Source organism: Enterococcus raffinosus, from assembly GCF_001886185.1.
Classification (GTDB): domain Bacteria; phylum Bacillota; class Bacilli; order Lactobacillales; family Enterococcaceae; genus Enterococcus_A; species Enterococcus_A raffinosus.
The window spans coordinates 17,659-40,194 of the sequence record NZ_JXLA01000022.1 but is presented as its reverse complement, the minus strand read 5'-3'; the positions used below and the strand labels follow the sequence as shown (position 1 = coordinate 40,194).

General features: G+C 39.6%; 24 protein-coding genes. 9 read left to right on the top strand and 15 right to left on the bottom strand.

All coding sequences use genetic code 11. The features are described 5' to 3' along the window. Positions 1 to 10 precede the first annotated feature (10 nt). From RV13_RS12650 to dnaX, 10 genes are all read right to left on the bottom strand, one after another. Positions 11 to 1,225: an ammonium transporter gene (locus RV13_RS12650; protein WP_010745634.1), complete on the bottom strand. Its 1,215-nt coding sequence runs from the start codon at positions 1,223 to 1,225 to the stop codon at positions 11 to 13. Between the two features lie 151 nt (positions 1,226 to 1,376). Continuing rightward, complete coding sequence (rsmI, locus tag RV13_RS12645) at positions 1,377 to 2,237, bottom strand: 16S rRNA (cytidine(1402)-2'-O)-methyltransferase (RefSeq protein WP_035016309.1); 861 nt, start codon at positions 2,235 to 2,237, stop codon at positions 1,377 to 1,379. 146 nt (positions 2,238 to 2,383) lie between these two features. After that, on the bottom strand, positions 2,384 to 2,731 hold the full coding sequence (locus tag RV13_RS12640) for a DNA replication initiation control protein YabA (RefSeq protein ID WP_028021248.1): 348 nt from the start codon (positions 2,729 to 2,731) through the stop codon (positions 2,384 to 2,386). Then, positions 2,731 to 3,543 carry a PSP1 domain-containing protein gene (locus RV13_RS12635; protein WP_010745631.1) on the bottom strand — a complete coding sequence of 271 codons (813 nt, stop codon included), beginning with the start codon at positions 3,541 to 3,543 and terminating at the stop codon, positions 2,731 to 2,733. Before RV13_RS12635 ends, RV13_RS12640 begins: the two co-directional genes overlap by 1 nt. Before the next feature lie 26 nt (positions 3,544 to 3,569). Further along, the gene (gene holB, locus RV13_RS12630; RefSeq protein ID WP_010745630.1) at positions 3,570 to 4,508 is read right to left on the bottom strand and encodes a DNA polymerase III subunit delta'; all 939 of its coding nucleotides are present in this window, start codon (positions 4,506 to 4,508) and stop codon (positions 3,570 to 3,572) included. A gap of 1 nt (position 4,509) precedes the next feature. Further along, positions 4,510 to 4,839 carry a cyclic-di-AMP receptor gene (locus tag RV13_RS12625; RefSeq protein WP_010745629.1) on the bottom strand — a complete coding sequence of 110 codons (330 nt, stop codon included), beginning with the start codon at positions 4,837 to 4,839 and terminating at the stop codon, positions 4,510 to 4,512. 12 nt (positions 4,840 to 4,851) lie between these two features. Then, positions 4,852 to 5,496 (bottom strand): dTMP kinase, encoded by a 645-nt coding sequence (gene tmk, locus RV13_RS12620; RefSeq protein ID WP_010745628.1) that lies wholly within the window; start codon positions 5,494 to 5,496, stop codon positions 4,852 to 4,854. A 63-nt stretch (positions 5,497 to 5,559) separates the two neighbouring features. Further along, a complete protein-coding gene (recR, locus tag RV13_RS12615; RefSeq protein ID WP_010745627.1) occupies positions 5,560 to 6,156 on the bottom strand; it encodes a recombination mediator RecR in 597 nt (198 codons plus the stop codon). Positions 6,157 to 6,184: 28 nt separating this feature from the next. Then, positions 6,185 to 6,499 (bottom strand): YbaB/EbfC family nucleoid-associated protein, encoded by a 315-nt coding sequence (locus RV13_RS12610; protein WP_082718843.1) that lies wholly within the window; start codon positions 6,497 to 6,499, stop codon positions 6,185 to 6,187. A 91-nt stretch (positions 6,500 to 6,590) separates the two neighbouring features. After that, complete coding sequence (gene dnaX, locus RV13_RS12605) at positions 6,591 to 8,336, bottom strand: DNA polymerase III subunit gamma/tau (RefSeq protein ID WP_010745625.1); 1,746 nt, start codon at positions 8,334 to 8,336, stop codon at positions 6,591 to 6,593. A gap of 182 nt (positions 8,337 to 8,518) precedes the next feature. On the opposite strand from dnaX, the gene RV13_RS12600 reads away from it, so the two are divergent. The 4 genes from RV13_RS12600 (at position 8,519) to RV13_RS12585 (ending at position 13,085) form a co-directional block, all read left to right on the top strand. After that, positions 8,519 to 9,754 (top strand): SPFH domain-containing protein, encoded by a 1,236-nt coding sequence (locus RV13_RS12600; protein WP_010745624.1) that lies wholly within the window; start codon positions 8,519 to 8,521, stop codon positions 9,752 to 9,754. Between the two features lie 30 nt (positions 9,755 to 9,784). Beyond that, positions 9,785 to 10,858 carry a TFIIB-type zinc ribbon-containing protein gene (locus RV13_RS12595; protein WP_010745623.1) on the top strand — a complete coding sequence of 358 codons (1,074 nt, stop codon included), beginning with the start codon at positions 9,785 to 9,787 and terminating at the stop codon, positions 10,856 to 10,858. Next, the gene (locus RV13_RS12590) at positions 10,855 to 11,649 is read left to right on the top strand and encodes a TPM domain-containing protein (RefSeq protein ID WP_010745622.1); all 795 of its coding nucleotides are present in this window, start codon (positions 10,855 to 10,857) and stop codon (positions 11,647 to 11,649) included. Before RV13_RS12595 ends, RV13_RS12590 begins: the two co-directional genes overlap by 4 nt. 143 nt (positions 11,650 to 11,792) lie before the next feature. After that, positions 11,793 to 13,085, top strand: a complete 1,293-nt coding sequence (locus RV13_RS12585; protein ID WP_010745621.1) for a serine hydrolase — start codon at positions 11,793 to 11,795, stop codon at positions 13,083 to 13,085. 85 nt (positions 13,086 to 13,170) lie between these two features. Here RV13_RS12585 and RV13_RS12580 read toward each other — a convergent pair whose 3' ends face one another. Then, a complete protein-coding gene (locus RV13_RS12580) occupies positions 13,171 to 13,656 on the bottom strand; it encodes a GyrI-like domain-containing protein (RefSeq protein ID WP_010745620.1) in 486 nt (161 codons plus the stop codon). Positions 13,657 to 13,861: 205 nt separating this feature from the next. On the opposite strand from RV13_RS12580, the gene RV13_RS12575 reads away from it, so the two are divergent. Then, entirely contained in the window at positions 13,862 to 15,055 is a 1,194-nt protein-coding gene (locus RV13_RS12575; protein WP_010745619.1) for a YdcF family protein, read from the top strand. A gap of 43 nt (positions 15,056 to 15,098) precedes the next feature. Here the strand turns inward: RV13_RS12575 and RV13_RS12570 are convergent, their stop codons facing one another. Further along, positions 15,099 to 17,447, bottom strand: coding sequence for an ABC transporter ATP-binding protein/permease (locus RV13_RS12570; protein WP_010745618.1), 2,349 nt, complete (start codon positions 17,445 to 17,447; stop codon positions 15,099 to 15,101). 130 nt (positions 17,448 to 17,577) lie between these two features. On the opposite strand from RV13_RS12570, the gene RV13_RS12565 reads away from it, so the two are divergent. The 3 genes from RV13_RS12565 to RV13_RS12555 all read left to right on the top strand — a co-directional run bounded on the left by RV13_RS12565 (position 17,578) and on the right by RV13_RS12555 (position 19,694). After that, the gene (locus RV13_RS12565; protein ID WP_010745617.1) at positions 17,578 to 18,252 is read left to right on the top strand and encodes a response regulator transcription factor; all 675 of its coding nucleotides are present in this window, start codon (positions 17,578 to 17,580) and stop codon (positions 18,250 to 18,252) included. Next, entirely contained in the window at positions 18,249 to 19,298 is a 1,050-nt protein-coding gene (locus RV13_RS12560) for a sensor histidine kinase (protein ID WP_010745616.1), read from the top strand. Before RV13_RS12565 ends, RV13_RS12560 begins: the two co-directional genes overlap by 4 nt. Positions 19,299 to 19,385: 87 nt before the next feature. Beyond that, positions 19,386 to 19,694: a hypothetical protein gene (locus RV13_RS12555; protein ID WP_010745615.1), complete on the top strand. Its 309-nt coding sequence runs from the start codon at positions 19,386 to 19,388 to the stop codon at positions 19,692 to 19,694. Between the two features lie 32 nt (positions 19,695 to 19,726). On the opposite strand, the gene RV13_RS12550 is transcribed toward RV13_RS12555, so the two are convergent. Further along, a complete protein-coding gene (locus tag RV13_RS12550) occupies positions 19,727 to 20,044 on the bottom strand; it encodes an AzlD domain-containing protein (RefSeq protein ID WP_010745614.1) in 318 nt (105 codons plus the stop codon). Continuing rightward, positions 20,037 to 20,792 (bottom strand): AzlC family ABC transporter permease, encoded by a 756-nt coding sequence (locus RV13_RS12545; RefSeq protein ID WP_010745613.1) that lies wholly within the window; start codon positions 20,790 to 20,792, stop codon positions 20,037 to 20,039. Before RV13_RS12545 ends, RV13_RS12550 begins: the two co-directional genes overlap by 8 nt. A gap of 460 nt (positions 20,793 to 21,252) precedes the next feature. On the opposite strand from RV13_RS12545, the gene RV13_RS12540 reads away from it, so the two are divergent. Beyond that, positions 21,253 to 21,942 (top strand): YoaK family protein, encoded by a 690-nt coding sequence (locus RV13_RS12540; protein WP_010745612.1) that lies wholly within the window; start codon positions 21,253 to 21,255, stop codon positions 21,940 to 21,942. 78 nt (positions 21,943 to 22,020) lie between these two features. On the opposite strand, the gene RV13_RS12535 is transcribed toward RV13_RS12540, so the two are convergent. After that, positions 22,021 to 22,536 carry a VanZ family protein gene (locus RV13_RS12535; RefSeq protein WP_010745611.1) on the bottom strand — a complete coding sequence of 172 codons (516 nt, stop codon included), beginning with the start codon at positions 22,534 to 22,536 and terminating at the stop codon, positions 22,021 to 22,023.

Here is a 22,536-nt window from a genome sequence, read left to right as displayed (position 1 = left end):
TCCTGCTATTTTAAGAATCCATTCCCATAAATGTTGGATAAGCATTCTCATCATGTTCAATTTTATCCAATCCCAGCGCTTCTTCTTGTTGAGAAACTCGAATTGGCATGAATACTCTGATTAAGGAAATAATCAAATAACTGGCTACACCGGCAAAAACTAGTGTAAAGAGCACGCTCTCTATCTGTGCAATAAATAAATGTGTGTCGCCATAAATTAGACCTGTTCTGCCACCAATCGCTGGATCTGCGAAAATCCCCGTTACGATACCACCAAAAATACCGCCAACTCCATGACAACCAAATGCATCTAAAGCATCATCAAAACCTAGTTTCTGTTTGATTACTGAGATAAAGAAGTAGCAAAACGGACTTACCAGAGCACCAATTAATAGACTTGACCAGATAGACACGAAGCCTGCGCCAGGCGTAATTGCAACCAACCCTACGACAGCACCTGTACATGCACCCACCACTGTCGGTTTCCCATTTAAAACTTTCTCAATCAACATCCACGATAGCATTGCACATGCCGCTGCTGTGTTCGTAGTAATCATCGCGTGAATTGCTAATCCGTCTGCGGCTAAAGCTGAGCCGCCATTAAAACCAAACCAGCCAAACCATAAAAGGCCTGTTCCTAAAACAACAAACGGAACATTATGAGGACGATAACCGCCAAGGTGATACTCCCGTCGGCGACCTAAAACGATCGCTAAAACTAAACCTGAAATACCTGAACTGATATGCACCACATTTCCACCGGCAAAATCGATCGATCCGATTTTATCGAGGAAGCCGCCGCCCCAAACCATATGTGCCATAGGGAAGTACACGACCACCAACCAAACAGCAATAAACAAGAAGATTGCAGAAAAACGCATCCGACCAGCAACTGATCCTGTTAAAATTGCTGTGGTAATTAATGCGAACATCATTTGGAAGAAGGCAAATAGCCCTTCTGGAATGCTATTACCTTTCGTCGTAGAAACTCCATTGAAAAACACCTTATCTAAGTTCCCAATAAAATCTCCCCCACCGCTAAATGATAAAGAATACCCAATAGCTACCCAAATTAAGGAAGCTAATCCCATCGTACAGATTACCATCATCATCGTGTTCAAAATGTTTTTCCGCCGTTCTAACCCTCCATAGAAAAAAGCCAGTGCGGGTGTCATAAGAAAGACTAACCCTGAACAAATCAAAATAAATGCAATATTTGCAGCCATCAAATCACTCCATTTCTCTTTATGTTAAGTATTCTAACATCAATCCTGGATAAAAAAAGAGTTTTTTCTCATTTTTTTCACTTTTATCTAATTTAATAACTTCTCATGTCATAAAACTTAACATAAAAAGAGCAGAAGGAACCTTCTGCTCTTACAACTCATGATATTCTTTGTATACATCTTGTTTCTTTAGCCCCTGTCGTTTCGCTACTATTTTAATTGCTTCTTTAGAAGACGTTCCATCCAAAATCAACGCTTCGACCTGCTCTTTCAAGGTTCCTTCAAAGACTTCCTCTTCTTCCGCATCCGTTGCACCAGAGACTAGTAAGCAACATTCGCCCTTCAAGGCATGTTCAGACAAGTAGTCGATTACTTCTTCGGCTGTTCCTCTTAAATACTCTTCGTAAAGTTTGGTTAATTCACGACAAATGACTACTTCACGATTACCGAGAATTTCTAATAGATTTTTCAGTGTCTCTTTGATTCGATGGGGGGACTCATAAAAAATCAGCGTTACCTTTTGTTTTTTTAATTCCTCTAGTTCTCTCTTTTGAATGCTTCTCTTTCGTTGCAAAAAGCCATAAAAAAGGAAAGGCTGCGGCATTAACCCAGAGGCAATGAGGGCTGTCATCCCAGCAGTTGCACCCGGTAAAGCGACAACAGGAATATTTTCTTCAATGCAAGCAACAACGAGTTCATGTCCTGGATCACTAATTGAGGGCATTCCCGCATCACTTACTTGAGCAATTGAGTTCCCTTCTTTTAAAAAATTCATCAATTCAGGGATACGCTCATTATAATTATGTTCATGCAAACTTTTTTGCGGCACTTTTACTTCGAAATGATTTAATAGCTTTTGTGTATTACGCGTATCCTCACTAGCAATCAAATCCACTGTTTGTAATGTCTTAACAGCGCGAAAAGTCATGTCCTCCAAGTTACCGATTGGTGTAGGAACTAAATACAGTGTACCTGTCTGCTGCGCAAAGCTTTTTTGAATCTTCACGGTCATTCTCCTTTTTTCGCTTTTATACAAATTAATGTAGGTATATCTAAACAGTCATAAAGAAAAAGCGGGTGTGACTAAGCAACGTCATACCCACTAATATTGAATAAAAAGCGATTTTGAAGCAATTTACTTCAGAAACGATTTTCTATTTATTTTTGTTTGCTCTCACGATAGATGACATCTAAACAAAATGCGCATGGCTCATCCTGTTCTCGACGTGATCCGTAGAGCAAATTGCATACATGGAATCCGTCTTCGTAAATCTTTTCAAGATTTAAACGAGATTCTGAAAGCTCCTGGCGCTCATCTAAGACAGGCGAGTTCTTTTCATCAATCTCGCGAATTCGTTCCCGCAAGCGTTCATTTTCCATTTCCAATGTCGCGTTCTTCTCAACAAGATCAAGCAAGGTTTCTTTCATAGATACCAAATCTTCAAGATTTTTATTCATCTCTTGCTCTAATTGATTTAAGCCATCGTACAAGGAACGTCGATCCATCATGATACATCACCTGCTTCAACCAGTTCTTGATAATCAAAATCTACTGTCGCATCGCGACCGAACAGCCGTACTTTTACTACCTTACTCAGTAGATTCAAGCCGATGACTTTCCCACGTCCTTCAGGTGTATTGATTTCTTTACCATAATCAGGCATTTCCTTTTTTGCTGCCTCGTATTCGCCGTTTTCATATTTCAAACAGCACATTAACCGGCCACAAAGTCCAGAAATTTTCGTTGGATTCAACGATAACCCTTGATCCTTAGCCATTTTAATCGAAACTGGAATGAAATCCCCTAAAAACGTCGAACAACACAATGGCCGCCCACAAGGTCCGATTCCTCCAAGAATTTTCGCCTCGTCGCGTACACCAATTTGTCGCAGTTCAATCCGTGTGCGGAAAACACCTGCTAGATCTTTTACTAATTCGCGGAAATCGATCCGCCCATCAGCCGTAAAATAGAAAATCATTTTACTGCGATCAAAAGTATATTCTACTTGGATCAGCTTCATTTCTAGCTCATGGGCACGAATCTTTTCCTTCGCGACTTTAAAAGCTGCTTCTGCATCAGCTTCATTTTGAGCTACCTTTTTTAATTCCTTATCAGATGCTTTATGTAAAATCGTCTTTAAATCATCCGATAAATCCTTTTTTGCTATCTCTATTTTTGGAATTGCCACTGTCGCAATCTGGTGCGCCTGCTGCGACTCGACCAAGACTTTATCATTATAAAAATATTCATTTTTCCCCGATGCGTAATAATAAATATGACCGGCATCACGAAAACGAACACCCACAACTTCAACCATGGTTCTCCCTACTCTCTTAAATAACGCTAAGCAAACACAATGCGCAACGTTATTTGTTCTGCGATATTTTGGAATGATACGTTCGCTTCTAGTTTTCGACTGGCTGACAAAACTTCTTCCAACAGATAATTGTACGTCTTTAGAGCTGTTTGATTTTGTTTCATCACTTGATTACGTTTTTCTTTAACGAAATACGCTAACATTTCAAAGGCAAACTGCTGTTGCGTTTTGTCCTTGAATGTCTTTACCAATTTCTTTTGAACATAGATAAACGCTTGCGGATCATTTTTTTCGAGATAATTAAACCATTGAATAACAACATCTCTAGATTCATTAAACCATTCATCTTTTGAGATTTCAACAGCTTTTCCGTAACTATTTGTTAAATTTGCTAATAGTTTCGCGGTTTTCGCAGGGATTTGTTCAGATTCCAAACGTGATTGTAGTCGTTCTGTGGACAACGCCTGAAAATGAATGGTTTGACAACGCGAACGAATTGTTGGGAGTATTTTTCCTAGTGATTGAGTTTCCAAAATAATCATAAAGTTCGCAGGTGGTTCTTCTAAGAACTTCAATAGGCTGTTCGCTGAGTTTGAATTCATTTTTTCAGCCTGGTGGATAATCACGACTTTTTTCGCAGATTCAAAGCCGCTTTTAGCCAGTTCACTTTGCAATGCACGAATTTGATCAACCTTGATAGACTGACCATCAGGTTCAATTTCTACTACATCGGGATGATCTTTACTAGTAATTCGCAGACAATTATTACATTTTTCGCAAGGCATTTCATTTTGTAAATTTAAGCAAAACATATGCTTGGCAAACCATAGCGCCAGCTCCGCTTTACCGGTCCCTTGATCGCCCTCAAAAAGATAAGCATGGGCCAAACGCCCATGCTCAAAACTATTTTGTAATTGACGAAAAACAATTGGCTGAATTGACTGCAGTCTTTGTGCTTCTTCCATTTTAATACTGGTGAAAGCCTTCGACAGGCAAGACAAAGACTGTCGCACCGCCGACTTCAACTTCAACAGGATAAGGGACCTGTCCATCTAGGGAAATATCCAATGTCACTGGTGTCGTGACGTATTGTGTACGCGCTTGACATGTTTCTTTGATCAACGCCAATGTATCTTCTACTCGTTCGTCTTCAATCCCGATAATGAATGTACTGTTACCCGCTTTTAAAAAGCCACCAGTAGAAGATAGTTTTGTTGCTCGAATGTTGGCATCAATAAATTCATTGGCTAAGCGGTTAGAATCCTTGTCTTGAACAATCGCTAAAATAAGTTTCATAGTTTACACCTCTCATGATTGGAAATAGTCTGGACAACGTGTCAACAATTCGTAAAAACAATCTCTCACGACTTCATCTAAACGTTTCCGAGCATCGATTTTTATGATCCGATCTGGATTTGCATCCGCTAATTTTAAATAAGCATGTCGGACCCTCTGATGAAATTGTAACCCTTCCGAGTCCAAACGGTCAATTTGATTGGTTCGGTTCTTCATGATTCGTTGTAATCCAGTGTCTGAATCAACATCTAAATACAGCGTGATATCAGGGATTGTTCCTTCAATAGCAAATTCATTGATCTTGGCAACTTCTTCTATGCCGATCCCTCTGCCTGCACCTTGATAGGCTAACGAGCTGTCAACAAAGCGGTCGCATAAAACGATTTTATCTTCATCCAGTGCGGGCCATACTTTTTCTACTAGATGCTGACGGCGCGCTGCTGCATAAAGCAACGCCTCTGTTCGATCATCCATTCGGTCATTACTTGGGTCAAGGATCACGTGACGAATTTTTTCAGCGATCGGGATGCCTCCAGGTTCTCTCGTTTTGACAATTGATCGTTTCGCCGTCAATTGTAATTTTGGATAAAGTTCATTCAGTACACTCGTTTTTCCTGCACCGTCTGGCCCTTCAATCGTAATAAATAATCCGTTCACTTTTTTTATCCCCCAAATAATTTTGATCTTCTGTCTCTTTTTCAAAAAGACACCGCAATATATTTATAGTTCGCGGCGTCCTTCCACTGCTTTTAACAACGTGATTTCATCTGCATACTCGATATCACTGCCGACTGATAACCCATGAGCTAATCGTGTTACTTTGATTCCAGCAGGCTTAATTAAACGTGATAGATACATAGCTGTCGCTTCGCCTTCGGTGGTAGCATTTGTCGCTATGATCACTTCTTTGACCTCATCATCATGAAGCCGTTTGATTAATGGCGCGATATTAATATCTTCTGGTCCTGTCCCTTCCATGGGGGATAGCACCCCATGAAGCACATGATATAGACCGTGATATTCACGTACTTTTTCCATTGACATAACATCTTTAGGTTCTTCTACAACTAAGATCGTGCTGCGATCACGAGTCGTATCCGAACAAATCTCGCATGGATCTTCCTCGGTAATATTTCCACAAATACTGCAGAAACGCAAATCTCGTTTCACACTGATTAATGAGCGTGCAAACTCGTTGACCGATTCATCCTTCATATCAATCGTAAAAAAAGCTAAGCGCGTCGCGGTCTTCTGTCCGATTCCCGGAAGCTTCATATAGCTTTCAATCAGCTTTGCAATTGGTTCTGGATATTGCATTCTGTCCTTCCTCTCTGAACAAAGTCGCTTACATTCCAGGAAGTCCCTTTGTGTATTTCCCCATTGTTTGATCAGTTTCCTTTGTGATCTTAGTAATCGCATCATTAACCGCTAAAACGATCATGTCTTGCAGCATCTCAGGGTCTTCCGGATCAATCAACTCAGGATTGATGTTCATTGATTTCATCGTTTTATCTCCAGTGAACGTCACTGTTACTAAATCATTGGTCGCGCTGCCTGTAAATTCTTTCGCATTCAACTCATCTTGAGCCTTTACCATTTCTTTTTGCATTTTTTGCATTTGTTTCATCATGCCTTGCATATTTCCCATTCCGCGCATCATTTTATCTATTCGCTCCTTCTTCGTGTTTAACTTAATTTACGATTCATTTTTAACATGCTATTTACTATCTTTACGAAAACCGTGTCCGTCTCTAGTCATCCTTAATTGTTACAAGTTCACCAAAGAGGCTTTTGGCTTGTTCTACGACTTCATTTGTTTCTTCCGGTATCAGACTGATCTCTTCTTCAGTATCATTTGATTCCGCCGCTACTGGACGGTCATGATGCTGACTGACAAACGCTTTTCTTAGACTTGGCCAGCTCTCCCGAGTAATGAAGACAAAGTCCGGGGTATAATCTTTGACCATCATACTCAAACTGTTCTGCATATTCAAGCGCAGTTCCTCGCTACTGTCCGCTCTCTGACAAACAATCTCATAATCAAAAGCGACTAGTAATAAGCCCGGACCAGCAGCCATCGGTTCACTAGCTTTTAGCATCGCACGCTGCGTCACAGGTAAAGCCATCAATAGATCTTCCCAAACATTTTTTACATTCATCAAATGATCTTTCGTTGCTTCACTCAGTACCTGATAAACTCGCTCAGTTGGTACGCGATAGCTGGTAGTTGTTTTCTTCGGCGTTACTTTCCGCTCTTCTTTTTCAACTGTTGGATTGGCTTTTAATTGCTGCAAGTCATTCTGTAATTGCTGCAATTGACTTTTCAATGCTACTAATTCTGATTGATCCGTTGGGTTTGTCACAGTTGGTGCCGCTGAACTCATCGGCTGTTCTATTGATAGAGCACCCTCAGTCGTTTGCGGTGTTGCCAATTTAACAGTGGCCACTTCCAAATAGACATTGGCGTGGTTTGTAAAGCGAATTTCGTTTTGTGTTTCGCTTAAAAGCTTAATCATCACATATAGACGTTCAGAAGGTGTCGATTCCGCTAGTTGTTTGAACGTATCTGTTAAGTAAGCAGCACGGTTCTCCAGAAGCTTGGGGGCTTGCTGATAAATCAACAGATCTCGACAATACAATAGTAAGTCTTCTGTCAATCGACGAGCCTCTTTTCCCTCAGACAGGATGCCCTCTAAGACCTCCAGTGCCCCGCTGACATCCTGATGTAGACAAGCTCCGATGAAGCTATCCATCATTTCAGTCGTCAGGCTGCCAGTCACAGCCAAAGCATCTTCCAAAGTAATGGTTTCATTACTAAAGGAGATTGCTTGGTCTAAGATACTCAAAGCATCCCGCATACCGCCTTCTGCCGCACGGGCGATCACGGATAAGGCCTGCTCTTCATAGGGTTGATTACTTTGTTCCAGAATATAGGCCATCCGCCCAATGATTGCTTGAACATCGATTCGCTTGAAGTCAAATCGTTGGGTTCTTGAGATAATCGTTGCAGGAATCTTATGAGGCTCTGTCGTCGCTAATACGAAAATCACATGTTCTTTAGGCTCTTCCAGCGTTTTTAGCAACGCGTTAAAGGCACCTGTCGAAAGCATGTGGACTTCATCAACAATATAAACTTTATAGTTAGCCGCAGTTGGCGCGTAATTCGCGCGATCACGAATAAAGCGGATCTCTTCCACACCATTATTGCTTGCAGCATCAATTTCAATCACATCTTCTTGCCGTCCTTCAGTAATAGAACGACACATCTCACATTCGTTGCAAGGCTCACCATCAACACTGTTGGGACAATTGATGGCTTTGGCAAAAATTTTCGCCGCACTAGTCTTCCCTGTTCCGCGTGGGCCGGTAAATAAATAGGCGTGGGAAGTTTTCTGCTGCTGGATCGCATTTTTCAGTGTCTTTGTGATTGCCTCTTGTCCGACTAAATCATCAAAACGCTGCGACCGCCAAACGCGGTAAAGTGCTTGATACGCCATAATTTTCCTCTTTTCTTTCAAAATCACTGCTTTTTATTATACGTGATTTTGTACAAAAAAACTATAGAAACCAATTGTTCGCTTCAATTGTTTAACGTCTTTTAATCTGTCCGGTTGCATCCTTTCTGTTTCGAAAAAACCCTGTGGTATAATAGAAAAAACGTTTTTATGGAGGGATATTCATGGGACTATTTAAAGCAGCAACTAGCAGTATCGGCGGAGGCCTTGCTGATCAGTGGCTAGAAATTATTGAACCAGCCAATATGGGACAGTCTACGGTCATGTCAAAAGGCGTCGCCGTAAGAAAAGATGACAAACGCGGCAGCAATAAAAAAGGAACCAGTGACGTGATTACAGATGGCTCTGTTATTCACGTTTATCCAAATATGATGATGCTTCTTGTCGATGGCGGAAAAATCATCGACTATACTGCTGAAGAAGGCTATTACACGGTGGAGAACAATTCTGCTCCTTCAATGTTTAATGGCTCATTAAAGGAAGCTGTTGCTGAAACCTTTAGCCGTTTCAAATTTGGCGGTGTGACACCACAGAAACAACAAGTATTCTATATAAATCTGCAAGAAATTAAAGGCATCAAATTCGGAACTAGTACACCTTTGAATTATTTTGATAATTTCTACAATGCGGAGCTATTCTTGCGAGCACACGGAACGTACTCGATTAAAGTAACAGACCCAATTCTATTTTTCGCTAATGCCATTCCACGAAACATGGACCAAGTGGACATCAGCGATATCAATGAACAATATCTGCAAGAATTTCTAACTGGGCTACAAGCGGCAATTAATCAAATGTCCGCGGATGGTCAACGTATTTCTTATGTACCGTCAAAAAGTATGGAGCTAAGTAAATACTTATCTGACGTACTGGATGACAGTTGGAAGGAACTGCGTGGCATGGAGATTGTATCTGTCGCTGTCGCCAGCATCTCTTACACAGATGATTCCACAAAATTGATCAATATGCGGAATGAGGGCGCTATGCTAGGAGACCCAAATGTTCGTGAAGGCTATGTTCAAGGCTCAGTCGCCCGAGGTATGGAAGCTGCTGGTAAAAATGACGCAGGAGCCGCTACAGGCTTCTTCGGAATGGGGATGGGGATGAATGCTGGCGGTGACTTCCTTAACCAAGCATCGCAGAGTAACAATCAGCAAATACACCAGAACCAACAAGCACAACAAAAATCTGCAGGCGATCAATGGACTTGTCCAAAATGCGGAGAAGAAAATACTGGTAAATTCTGCAGCAACTGCGGCGAACCGAAACCTGCTCCAGCTACAGCAGCAAAGATTCAAATGAAATGCAGTGAATGCGGAGAAGTTGTTGATCTAAGCAATGGTGTGCCAAAATTCTGTCCTCATTGCGGCAAACCCTTTAAAGCTGTTCCATTAGACTAAAACTACCACTATCTACAGGAGGGCTTGTACATGGCAGACGTATTAACACATCACTGTCCCAACTGTGGCGGACCTTTGACGTTTAATCCCACTGATCAAAAATTCCACTGTGATTATTGTCTGAGTATTTTTACTGTAGCAGATATTGAAAAATTTGAAGCGAAGAATCCTGATACGACCGTAGAAGCTTCTTCTGAGCCGACAAGCTCTACTGAAACAACTGATAGCGACATGGATCTTTTTCTCTGTCCCAGTTGCGGTGCTCAAATTGTTACGGATCATACTACTGCCGCCACCTATTGCTACTTTTGTCATAACCCCGTTGTCTTGTCGGGACGTTTGACTGGTGAATTTTTACCAAATAAAGTATTGCCTTTCAAAATTGATCGCAAAAAAGCGGTCGCTGATTTTTTGGCATGGACTCAGAAAAAACGGTTCGTACCGAAAGATTTCTTTAACGAGCAACAGATTGAGAAGATGACGGGTGTCTATTTTCCTTATTGGGTCGTAGATGCTGAAACCTCTGGAAATTTGACTGGCAAAGGAACTTCTCTGCGTGTATGGATCGTTGGTGAGATCGAATATACCGAAACGAAAGTTTATCAGATTTTTCGTAAAGGAAAAGCAAAAATCAAGCATCTGACTAAGAACGCGCTGAAGAAAAATATACAGCAAAAAATGGTTGAAGGCGTCCAGCCATTCCCAATTGATCAAGCTGTAGACTTTCACACAGAGTACCTATCAGGTTTTCAAGCGGAAAAACGAGATATAGAAATCCAAGATCTTGCTGAGCAGATAAACCATGAATTGAAGGACTACACGGAAGATTTACTGCGTGATACCGTTTCTGGTTATACTACGTTCACACCAAGTAATAAATCCGTTGATGTTGAAAAGCAAGATAATCATTATATGCTGCTACCTGTTTGGCTGGTAACGTATCAAAATGCCTCTGATAAAACGTATTACTATGCCATGAACGGACAAACAGGGAAAGTCAGCGGCGTGCTGCCAATCAGTAACAAACGCTTAGGCCTGTTTTCTGGTGGGATATTCGCGACTGTTCTGATAATCGCAATGATTGTGGGGTATTATTTGCTATGAAAAAACTCCTTTTACTCTTAGGCTTTCTCGCACTGTTCAATCCGTTAAGAACTTTTGCTGCCTCAGATACAGTAGAGGATCAAGCAAACCTGCTGTCTCCAGAAGAACGAACAGAGCTATCGAAGCAAGCAGATGCCATCAATAAAGAAATCAAAGGCGAAGTCTTTATCCTAACAACAACGACTAATTCCGAAGAACCTCGAAAGTACGCTAATGATCAATTAATGGATCGGGTTGGAAAAAATAATAATGGCGCGTTGCTTTTATTGGATATGAATCAACGGGAAATTTATCTATCAACATCAGGGAATATGATCGATTTTATTACTGATAAGCGAAGAGATCAGCTTCTAGATGATGTGACCGCTGCGATGAAGGATGGCAATTACTACCAAGCCAGTGCCGCTTACCTATCTAATGCTAAAGATTTTGTTGATGCCGGTGTCCCTGGCGGTTCCTATCGAAAAGATGAAAAAACTGGTAAAATCACTTATTACAAATCAATCACCCCTGTTGAACTTACAATTGGTGTGATCATTGCAGCAGTGGCGGCAATTGGATTCTTCGTCTCTGTGCGCTTACGTTATCAACTAAAGACTGGAACCTATCACTACCCTTACCGTCAAAATGCCCAATTGGATCTAACTGAACGCCAAGATCAATTGGTTAACTCCTTTGTCACTACTCGTCGAATTCCAAAGCCTTCCAATAACAACGGAGGCGGAGGTGGCGGCAGCACGACAAATTCCAGTGGAGGCGGAACCTTTGGCGGAGGCGGACGCAGCTTTTAAACAAATAAAATAAAAAATGTTATCATCTGACACTAGAGTCTTTCAGAATTAATGAAAAACTCTAGTGTTTTCATGTATTTTCTTGAATTCACCCTATGATTTTGCTAAACTTTTATGGTTAATAGAAGTAAAGGAGCCCACCAATGAATAAAAAGAAAAGATTCCCCTTTGTTTTGGTCGTCCTGGTACTTTTTTTCCAAAGCCTCATAGGAATCTCCGCCCGAGCAGCTGACGACTTTTCTGTCAATGCTAATGCGGGGTACGCCATTGACGCTGACTCAGGAAAAGTTTTTTTCAACCAAGACGGTGATACTCCCAAAGGCATTGCTTCCATCACTAAAACGATCACGGCATACCTCGTTTTAGACGCAATTAAACAACAAAAAATTACCTGGGAGCAAGAAGTACCGATTTCAGAATATGCTGAAAAACTGAGCACAGTTCCTGATTTATCCAATGTTACGTTAGTCCGTGGTCAAAAATACACGGTCAAGGATCTTTTTGAGGCTATGATCGTTCAATCAGCAAATGCCTGTGCGGTGGCTTTGGCTGAATTAATTGCTGGCAATGAGCATACATTCGTCAACCAAATGCGCGAGCAGCTTGTGAAATGGGATATTAAAGATGCGACTATCATTAATTCTTCTGGCTTAAGTAATGTCTACCTCGGTGAACATATGTATCCAGGAACGCAGGAAAACGATGAGAATTTGATGTCTGCTCGTGATGTAGCCATTGTTGCGCAGCATTTGATCAAAGATTTCCCTGAAGTCTTAGAAACTTCAAAAATCAAAGAAAAAACTTTCGCTCCCAATACCTCTCAGCCAGATGAAATGAAGAATTGGAACGTCATGCTATTTGATGGCCCCAACTATAAAGAAGGCGTCGATGGTCTAAAAACCGGAACAACCGATCTTGCCGGTGCTTGTTTTGTCGGTACGATCCAAAAAGATGGTCGCCGTGTCATTACCGTCATCTTAAATGCTTTAGATCAACCAAACGATGAAAATGCGCGCTTCGCAGAAACGAGCAAGTTGATGGATTACTGCTTAAATAATTGGAGTCAGCAGGATGTGACTGTCGCAGGTCAAACACCGACAGACAAAAAAGAACTGAAAGTCACTGAAGGCAAGGAAAAAACAGTTGGTCTAGCTATGGAGAAACCCGTCAAACTTTGGGTACGAAATGACATGGACCCAAAAAACTTAACGATTAAGACTACCTTAGATCAATCTTTATTAGACAATAATGCTGTCATTGCTCCTGTTCACAAAAATGAAAAACTCGGTACTGTCAGTGTTTCCTTGACACAAGATACCTTAGGTTATGTTCAAGCAAATGAGGCGGCAACGACTGATCTTGTAACAAAGAATGAGGTTCAAAAAGCCAGCACCTTTGAATTAATTTGGCAAAAAATTACTGGGCTGTTTGCTTAATAAAAAGCTTTTGACATCGTTTGAAAAGACAGGATGATAAAAAAATCGACTTCACTCCAAGTATTCGAGAGTGAAGCCGATTTTTTTATTTTGCTTTGAAAGGAAAATATAATTCAACTTCACCTTCTGCAAAATGCGGTAAATAATGTTCCTGGATTGCTCCAGCAAGTTCTAGCTTTTCTAGAGGAAAGATTTCTCCCAACATTAGATTGGTCGCTTCCTCAATTTTTTCTGCACTGGCCATTACTGTCAAGTAGCTCATTGGCGCCAGTTCCCAACGTACCCAACCTTCTGGAGCTTTAGCCTCTTCTGGTACTTGAACGCCAGCCAAATAGCGTCCTTCTTCTTGCCATGGCTCTAACCAGTGTTCGCTGTCACTCATCAGTCCCCATAGATGCAAATCTTTCATTTCCTGATCCTCTAAAAGATCCACTATTTCTTCAAAATGGCTATTCATCTGATCCCATAGCAAAGGGACCCATGATGCGCTATCTTCTGATAAGCCGCTTCCTTCTTTACCGATGACAAAAGTCGCAGGCAGATCTACACGATTGACTCCTTTTATCTCCATGCTCATTCCTCCTCCCCCACAATTTTACTAATCTTCCAAAATAAAACCAACTAATAGTTCCTAACTAAGTATTTACTCTTTTCTTTGGTATACTAACATAGAGAAATAAATAGACAATTTTATCGAAATTTTATTAAATACGATATGGAAGCAGAACAGCATTCATAAATTGTCGTATCTTTAAACTTGGAAAGGCGTGATACACTTGGGCATGCAAAGAGATTTTATTGCTATGGCTCTTTATTTTATTGTACTAATTGGCTTGTGGATTCGTTTCAAAGGAAAGCGGCTAAGTCGATTTCTTATTTGGACGGGGATTTTTATGCTCTTATATTTTTGTATCCTTGAAATACAAAATCGGACATTCTTTATTTTAATTCCATTATTTTTTCTTTTACTATTCTGCTATTTCTACTTTAAAGAAAAATGTCGCTTAAGAAACGGGTGGTTGTTTAACTTAATGCTCATTAGCTTTATGGGCTATGTCGCTATTGTTACAGCTACAAATGGCTCACTGATTGGCGCGGGAATTCTTGCCATATTAGCTGTCCTTTTCTTAATTGTTATTCTATTTGGCTTATATGCGGCGATTATTTTTTTGATTGGGAATAGTTTTATTGTTCTCCGACATGAATCGCGAAGACTGCCGAATTTGTTAACATTAATCTTAGCATTGGCAATTATTGCACTGATAGTCATGCAAATTTATGGACCGAAAATTCTACCAAACTGGTCAGTCATTTTATTATCCATTCCTACCACCATTGCTTTTTATTTTTTTGTTGTCTTTTGGAACTTTTTATCCATCTCTATCATTTATCAATTTAATCAACCAAAATTCAATCAAGATTATATCGTTGTTTTAGGTGCTGGTTTAATTGGTGGTGAAAAGGTTACTCCTTTATTAGCAAAACGGATCGACCGAGCCATTCAATTTTATAAAAAGCAAAGCGAAGAGACGTTATCGCCGCCGCAGCTTTTAATGTCCGGTGGACAAGGGCCGGATGAAAAAATTCCGGAAGCACAGGCTATGCGTGAATATGCTTTGGAGCAAGGAATTCCAGATGAAGATATCCTAATGGAGGCTCAATCAACGAATACGCTTGAAAATATGCGTTTCAGTAAAGAAATTATGGAACGGGAAAACCCGTCAGGCTATCACGCGATCTTCACTTCTAACAATTACCATATTTTCCGTGCAGGGATGTATGCTGAAGAGGTTGGCTTAAAAATCGACGGAATCGGTTCAAAAACCGCACGCTATTATTTGCCGAATGCGTTTCTAAGAGAATTTATTGCCGTTGCCTTGATGAATAAACGCCTTCATCTCTTTGTCTGTGGACTGATTGCCTTAGGTTTTATTGCTCTGGCAGTAATCAATTATTTTTTTATCGGATAAAATCAAAAGAAGGAATGCCTTAATCTTGGCATTCCTTCTTTTTCTATTCAGCTCGTAAAGCAATTGCAGCATCTTTTTTCGCTGCCATTCTTGCCGGGATATGTCCGCCAATCATCGTCAAGACTGTTGAAACAACAATCAAGATAATTCCATGAACGGGATTCAATTGGGCAACATTCTTTAATTCAGTCATGTTGTATAAAATCGCGTTGATAGGGAATGTCGCTAGATAAGCAATGACGACACCCAGTGTTCCTGAGGCAACTCCTAAAATACAGGTCTCTGCATCAAATACACGTGTAATATCCTTTTTCCGCGCTCCTAAAGCTTTTAATACACCAATTTCTTTCGTCCGCTCAATTACTGAAGTATACGTTATGATCCCAATCATGATCATGCTGGTTACCAATGAAATACCAGCGAAAGCTACCAAGACATACGTGATGGCATCCATCAATCCCCCGGTTAACTCTGTCATTGTTCCTGCTAAGTCAGTATAGATGATTTTATCTTCTTTTTTCTTGCCTTTATTATAGTCATCCAAATAACTCAAAATTTGTTCCTTATCCTTATAATTATTCGGATAAATCATAATACTGCTTGGAATGCTGCTTCCACCTAGAAAAGCAATTGTACTATCTTTCGTTGTATCATCTAATTTCTCGTTCGTCATAACGTTTGTATCGGTCTCTTTTTGCGCTTTAACAATTTCTGAGTTCTCATTGTCTTTTACGATTTTCGAGGTTAGCTCATTACTATAAGCAATCCCCGGTGCTAAAAGATTCATCGTTGAAGATTGTTTTACTCGTAAAATACCAGAGATTTTCAGCGTATCATTATTGGCATTATCATACATCGCTTTGTAATCATTGTTGGGAATAAAATTGCCTGTTGGAAGTTTCGTGTAATACTCATTATTATTAATCAGCTTAAATTCCGTTCCCACGATTTTATCGAAATCAATTTTCTCGCCATCTTTGACATCAAAGCCTAGATTCTTCAATGAGTTGATATTGGTGCTGTTATTCGCATCCACAATTAATACAACATCTGTATCGCTTTTTGGATAAGCTCCTGACAAAAGCTTGTAGTTGTCCTCTAAGAAATTCCCTGAATTCTTATCTAACTGTGTTGGAAAAGAGGAAACGCCCATTCCTGTCATACTAGACATCGCACTCATCATCGAAGGACCACTGTCAGGTGCTTCGTTCGATAATTTTACTGGTTTTACATCGCCGTCTACATCGCGCAGAAGATTCATTCCCACAACACGAGTAAACCCGATATTATTGCTCAGCTTAGGATCTATATCATTAATGTAATCTACATAGTCTTGATTAATTTTATTTGTATGCTGCGCCTTATCCTCATCACTAATTTTCGCAACAATATTGTTCTTATTTTCTTTACTTGCCCCACTGGCTTTTTCCGACCCCAGCGCTTGATTTCGATTGGCTGTTTGATCAGTGGTTGTTTTTGAGATTGTGATTGGATACTTCGCCATCGTTTCGGCTTGGGTACTATCAATTTGCTTTTGGAAGCCGCTTGATAGAGATAGGACGATCCCGATGCTGATGATTCCAATACTTGAAGCGAAGGCTGTTAAGAAGGTCCGTCCCTTTTTCGTCCGCAAGTTATTAAAGGAAAGCTTCAAGGCAGTCATGAATTTCATTTTCGTGCGTTTTAGCTGAAATTGTTCACCTTTTTTCCCTTCAATATGAGGATGAGAGTCATCCATAATCCGACCATCAGAAAATCGAATGGTACGGTCCGCATATTTACTTGCCAATTCAGGATTGTGGGTTACCATAATAACCAATTTTTCCTTTGATAACTCTTGGATCAAATTCATAATTTGTACACTGGTTTCTGTGTCCAATGCACCAGTAGGCTCATCACAAAGTAAAATGTCTGGATTGTTGGCTAATGCTCGTGCAATCGCGACCCGCTGCATTTGTCCGCCAGAAAGCTGATTAGGCTTCTTATGCATGTGATCCTCTAAGCCGACACGTCTCAGCGCATCTTCAGCCCGTTGTTTCTTTTCTTCTTTCGAAACGCCACTCAAGGTCATTCCAAGTTCCACATTATCAATAATACCCAAATGACTGATTAAATTATAGCTTTGAAAAACAAAGCCAATAGAATTATTTCGGTAAGCATCCCAATCTGAATCCTTAAATGTTTTCGTCGATTTCCCATCGATCACCATGTCCCCTGAGTCATAGTTATCTAATCCCCCGATTACATTCAACATAGTGGTCTTACCAGAACCGCTGGCACCTAGAATCGCGACAAACTCCTGTCGACGAAATGCGACAGATACACCATCTAAAGCTTTCGTGGTGGTATCCCCCACATGATAATATTTTTTTATATCCTTTAACTCTAACATTGCGTCACCCTTTTTCTCTTAGTTTACTTTGCCAAGATAGCATGGCATTATTAACTCAAAATGAACAAAAATTCATACTAGGTTCACAGTGATTTGATACTATTATTAAGCAAAAGGGAGGGCAACGCAAATGAATCGAATACTTATCGTGGAAGATGATGAAAACTTATCCTTACTTTATCAATCCGCTTTAAAAAACGAACGCTTTGAAGTTTTTCGTGCGATGAACGGCATAGAAGCCTTAGATATTTTGGACAAACAATTTATAGACCTAATCATCAGTGACATCATGATGCCTGACATGGATGGCTATGAATTGGCTGAAAGTTTGCGAGAAGCAGACTATGATCTTCCGATTCTTTTTATCACGGCAAAAGATTCTTTTGAAGATAAGAAACGCGGCTTTAAGATCGGTATTGACGATTATATGGTAAAGCCGATTGATGTAAATGAGATGCTTTTACGTGTCGACGCCTTATTAAGGCGAGCACAAATTGTTCATACGAAAGAGTTGACCATTGGTGATACCCGTCTTGATCAGGAAACCTATCAAATTAAAACACCCTCACTAACTGAAACGTTACCACAGAAAGAATTTTTGCTTCTTTATAAACTACTTGCCTACCCCAATAAAATTTTTACTCGGCAACAATTAATGGATGAAATTTGGGGGCTAGATTCGGATACTGATGAACGAACGATTGATGTTCACATCAAACGGCTTCGTACGCGTTTAGAAACAAATCCTAATTTTTCGATTGAGACCATTCGCGGGCTAGGCTATAAGGCGGTCATCCACACATGAGAAAAAAATTGTTTTCCCAATTATGGATTTACTTTGTCGCAATTACCTTTTTAATGATGGTCATCGTTCTGTCTGTTTTCGTGGGTCTGCTTTTTACGGTCAATCACTATCAGCTGCTAGCCCCCGAGCGAGAAGGTCACCTTTTTCCATTTTATTTCATCATTTTTTTGAGTTTAGTGATTGGTGCTGCCCTTTCATTCTTTGTCGGCAAACGTATTTTGCAGCCTATCGGTGATTTGAGACAAGCCATGAGTAAAGTGTCAAAGGGCGACTTCGCAATCCAATTAGATGAACAACAGCAAATGGAGGATGTGAAGGAACTCTATCATGATTTTAACGTTATGGTAAAAGAACTCAGCAGCATTGAAACCTTACGAAATGATTTTGTTTCTACCGTCTCTCACGAATTTAAAACACCTATTGCTACAATCAAAGGATACGTACAGCTGTTGCAAGACGACTCTTTATCTAAGGAAGAACGTCAAAATTATTTGGAACGCATGCTAGATGGCACTCAGCAGCTGACACATTTGACAGATAACATATTGAAGCTTAGCAAACTTGAAAATCAAGGCTTGGGATTAGATTTTCAACACTTTCGATTAGACGAACAAATTCGTGAAGTCATCCTATTCCTTCAGCCGAAGTGGGAGCAGTTAAATCTAACATTGGATTTAGATTTGCCTCATACGATTTACAATGGAAATGAAGAATTTCTTTACCAAGTGTGGCTGAATTTAATGGATAACGCCATTAAATATAGTCAAAAAAATAGTAGCATCCATGTTCATTTAAGCGATGTAGAAGATGGGAAAGTAATCACTCTCAGTGATGAAGGGATCGGTATGACCAACGAGGTGTCGAGTCGCATTTTTGATAAGTTTTACCAAAGTGATACGAGTCGAAAAACCAAAGGCAATGGTTTAGGCTTAGCTTTAGCAAAACAAATCATCGAGCTACACCAAGGAACAATAAAAGTCAACAGTTCCCTCAATCAAGGAAGTGTTTTTAAAATATTTTTGCCAAATAACCCAAAAAATTCATAATTATTTGAGTCGAAGCGGCTTAAAATTCACAGTTAGTTAATATTTGTTTTGTATGCTATGAGTAACTTATAAGAAAGGATGACTCATATGATGGAGGGACAAAAAATTACTAAATCAGTCTATTTTGTCGAAGAAACACAAAACATCGAAGGCGCTTATGTTGAAGTCAATACTCTTTTTGTCGCTGATAATCCAGAGCAAGCAACTGAGTTTTATGAAAAATTAGTCAAAGAAAAACCAAAAAAATCTTTTGGTCTTTTATTAAACGAATACATTATTAATGCTGAAGGAGGTTTTTTCCACAATCTTTTGGAATCGTGGAAAAATCTACCAGCTGATTTTTACCGAAAAATGCAGGTCTTAACTTATCGGCCAATTGCTGAATATCAAAATTAAAAAATAGACATCCATTTAAGGATGTCTATTTTTTAAAGCATCGATAATAAAAACACAGCGGCTAAACCGGTAATCACTGAAATAGCCATCGAGCGAGTCTTATAGGCAACACCAGCCACTAAAAACATTGCAATGATTCGAGTATTGCCAATCAAATCAAAGCTATTATTACTGATAAATACATCCTTAAAGACTAATGCCGCAAACAATGAGATCGGCACATATTTCATCCAATCACTAAACCACTGAGGCACTTGTCGTTGCGAAAAATATAGCATTGGAAAAAGTCTCGGTAAATAGGATGCCCCAAATAGGCAAAGAATTAACAAAAGCAATGAAGTATTACTCATGGTGGACCTCCTCGCCAGTCAAATCATAATGGTCCGGTCCATCATTTTTCTTATCAGCAGTTTTACGAAACCGCTCGATAAGATAACCAGTGAACGAAGCTAATAATGTCGCCAAAATCAAACCAAAAGTATTTTTGATTACTAACATAAAAATGACTGCCAAACCGCCAGATAACAAACCAGTAACAAGTAAAAGACCATTGTTCAACTGCATCATAAACATAAAGATAAACATTGCTGTTAAGGCAAAATGAACCAATTCTGTATCCACATGGATCACAGAACCAAAAATATTGCCTACTACGGTACTGGCTGTCCACGAAGCCATTGAAAACCAATTGACAAACAAAGCTTTTTTTCGATTCCATTCAGGATCAGTAGAATATTTTAAATAATTTACCGCATAATTCTCGTCATTCATTGACTGAGAAAACAGTGCAATAAATGATCGCTTTTCCTTTTTAAAAAATTGTGACAAACTGGAGCCCAGTAATGCATAACGCAGCTCCAAGAAAAAAACCATTAAGATTGTGGACACAAATGACGCATGCACACTTATCATTGAGACGACTAAAAATTGTGCGCCTCCAGAGAAAACAAGCATCGAAAGTAAGACAGTTAATAGGATGTTAAATCCCGCTTTTTGCAGCAACATGCCACAGGCCAAGCCAACCGGAATATAACTCAAACAAAGCGGCAATGCCGCGTAAAATGCCTCTAACCATGGTGTCCTTTTTTTTACAGGCATGGTGTGTTCTCAATTCCCTTCACGTTCACAGGATAAAAAGCATTTTCATTCTAACACATTCTTTATAAAAAAGTAGCACCTTGTGAACAACTTGTTACTTCAGTAAATTTTTACCCAACCGTTCGTAAAATCCTATGCTTTTCACAATAGCTACTACTATAAACAAGGTTCAGCGACAATAATCCGAATTATAAAATAAAAGAAGAAGCAATTATTTGCTTTTGCTAAAGAAAAAGAGGAAAGTTTTAAAGTTTTCTTATGAAAACTTCATGTAGATTTTCACCCGTTTCTTGTTTATATACTGAAGAATTATTCCCAAATCATGGTAATCCACTATTTTTTGTACGAGTTATCATGGAGACGCAGATTCTTGTCCTATCATTTCGAAGCAATCGTGAAACTGATTAACGGTTTTCTGAAAAATATGGTAAGATAGTCAGCGAAAAGAGATGAATCATAGATGGAGAATAGTTTTCATGAGAATCGTTCCGTAGGACTAGTGCTGACTTTTATTGGTGGGATGGTTGATAGCTATACTTATATTCGTTATGAAGCTTTCGCTTCTGCTCAAACTGGGAACTTAATTTTAGCGATCATTCAAGCCTATGAGCGACAGTGGAATATGGTTGGAAAAAAATTGCTTTCCACTTTATTCTTTTTTATGGGTATTCTTTTAGCAAAGTTCTTAATTGATTACTTTAAAAGAAAAGAAAAACATTTTTGGCGTTTGTTCTTGCTTTATTTCGAAGCGATTGTCTTTTTTGTTATCAGCCTACAGGTCTTACAACCACACCCTGCAGTCATCACAATCATTATTGCTTTTACTGCCGCAATCCAGTGGGTGTCCTTTGATAAAATCAATGGACTTGCTTACACGAATCTGTTCACTACAGGAAACCTTAAAGGAGTGGCAACAAATCTTTACGACTATTTAAGCACGAAGGATCAAGCAGCTAAAACCGGTTTCATCCATTTTCTTTTAGTCGTCTTGGCCTTTATCGCAGGAGCAATTTTGTCTGTATTTTCTTATCGAAGGTTTGGAACAGATGCCGTTTTAATCATTGCGGGATTATTCCTGTATTTGGCTATTTCGGAAACAATTTTAGTTTGGCGCTTTCAACGAAAGACAAACATCCTGCAAAAAAAATAGAAGATTCTCTAGAACACCGTTTATACAGAAAAGGGAGTAGTGACAAGTTTTTTTGTCACCACTCCCTTTCTTATACGCCTAACGATTGCCAAAAATCAATAACAGAATTACTCCTAGACAGAAAATACCTGCTATTGTCCCGATTACGATCAGTCGTTTATCTAATTTCGTCTCTGGAATAACCTGTTTTAGCCCCTGGTAGAAAATGAGTCCTAAAAAGCCGCCAACAAAATTCATCAATAAATCTGTAGCATCCGTCGCACCAATCCCCAAAATAAACTGCAGCATTTCTATGACAAATGAAAACAAGAAAATAAAACCAATTTTCCTTAAGAAGGACCAATTTTTTGCTGAAATGCCTAGAAGAACACCTAATGGCGCAAATATGACTGCATTTAACAGGATCTCATTTAATGCAACCTTTCCATTAACGATCATCGAATCTTGAAAAGGGATAAGATTAATGGATCTCATGGGATGGGCCAAACTTTCGGTAATTTCTGAAAAAGACAAGGATAGTTTGAACAACAAAATCCAGATCAGCAACAATGAATAGATGAGCAGCAATATTTTACTTAATTTCTTAGTAGCCAT

Excerpts from the sequence above, each read along its gene's own strand:
- RV13_RS12650 (WP_010745634.1), bottom strand. The coding sequence starts at position 1,225 with ATGGCTGCAAATATTGCATTTATTTTGATTTGTTCAGGGTTAGTCTTT.
- rsmI (WP_035016309.1), bottom strand. The coding sequence starts at position 2,237 with ATGACCGTGAAGATTCAAAAAAGCTTTGCGCAGCAGACAGGTACACTG.
- RV13_RS12640 (WP_028021248.1), bottom strand. The coding sequence starts at position 2,731 with ATGGATCGACGTTCCTTGTACGATGGCTTAAATCAATTAGAGCAAGAG.
- RV13_RS12635 (WP_010745631.1), bottom strand. The coding sequence starts at position 3,543 with ATGGTTGAAGTTGTGGGTGTTCGTTTTCGTGATGCCGGTCATATTTAT.
- holB (WP_010745630.1), bottom strand. The coding sequence starts at position 4,508 with ATGGAAGAAGCACAAAGACTGCAGTCAATTCAGCCAATTGTTTTTCGT.
- RV13_RS12625 (WP_010745629.1), bottom strand. The coding sequence starts at position 4,839 with ATGAAACTTATTTTAGCGATTGTTCAAGACAAGGATTCTAACCGCTTA.
- recR (WP_010745627.1), bottom strand. The coding sequence starts at position 6,156 with ATGCAATATCCAGAACCAATTGCAAAGCTGATTGAAAGCTATATGAAG.
- RV13_RS12610 (WP_082718843.1), bottom strand. The coding sequence starts at position 6,499 with ATGATGCGCGGAATGGGAAATATGCAAGGCATGATGAAACAAATGCAA.
- dnaX (WP_010745625.1), bottom strand. The coding sequence starts at position 8,336 with ATGGCGTATCAAGCACTTTACCGCGTTTGGCGGTCGCAGCGTTTTGAT.
- RV13_RS12600 (WP_010745624.1), top strand. The coding sequence starts at position 8,519 with ATGGGACTATTTAAAGCAGCAACTAGCAGTATCGGCGGAGGCCTTGCT.
- RV13_RS12595 (WP_010745623.1), top strand. The coding sequence starts at position 9,785 with ATGGCAGACGTATTAACACATCACTGTCCCAACTGTGGCGGACCTTTG.
- RV13_RS12590 (WP_010745622.1), top strand. The coding sequence starts at position 10,855 with ATGAAAAAACTCCTTTTACTCTTAGGCTTTCTCGCACTGTTCAATCCG.
- RV13_RS12585 (WP_010745621.1), top strand. The coding sequence starts at position 11,793 with ATGAATAAAAAGAAAAGATTCCCCTTTGTTTTGGTCGTCCTGGTACTT.
- RV13_RS12580 (WP_010745620.1), bottom strand. The coding sequence starts at position 13,656 with ATGGAGATAAAAGGAGTCAATCGTGTAGATCTGCCTGCGACTTTTGTC.
- RV13_RS12570 (WP_010745618.1), bottom strand. The coding sequence starts at position 17,447 with ATGTTAGAGTTAAAGGATATAAAAAAATATTATCATGTGGGGGATACC.
- RV13_RS12565 (WP_010745617.1), top strand. The coding sequence starts at position 17,578 with ATGAATCGAATACTTATCGTGGAAGATGATGAAAACTTATCCTTACTT.
- RV13_RS12560 (WP_010745616.1), top strand. The coding sequence starts at position 18,249 with ATGAGAAAAAAATTGTTTTCCCAATTATGGATTTACTTTGTCGCAATT.
- RV13_RS12555 (WP_010745615.1), top strand. The coding sequence starts at position 19,386 with ATGATGGAGGGACAAAAAATTACTAAATCAGTCTATTTTGTCGAAGAA.
- RV13_RS12550 (WP_010745614.1), bottom strand. The coding sequence starts at position 20,044 with ATGAGTAATACTTCATTGCTTTTGTTAATTCTTTGCCTATTTGGGGCA.
- RV13_RS12545 (WP_010745613.1), bottom strand. The coding sequence starts at position 20,792 with ATGCCTGTAAAAAAAAGGACACCATGGTTAGAGGCATTTTACGCGGCA.
- RV13_RS12540 (WP_010745612.1), top strand. The coding sequence starts at position 21,253 with ATGGAGAATAGTTTTCATGAGAATCGTTCCGTAGGACTAGTGCTGACT.
- RV13_RS12535 (WP_010745611.1), bottom strand. The coding sequence starts at position 22,536 with ATGGCTACTAAGAAATTAAGTAAAATATTGCTGCTCATCTATTCATTG.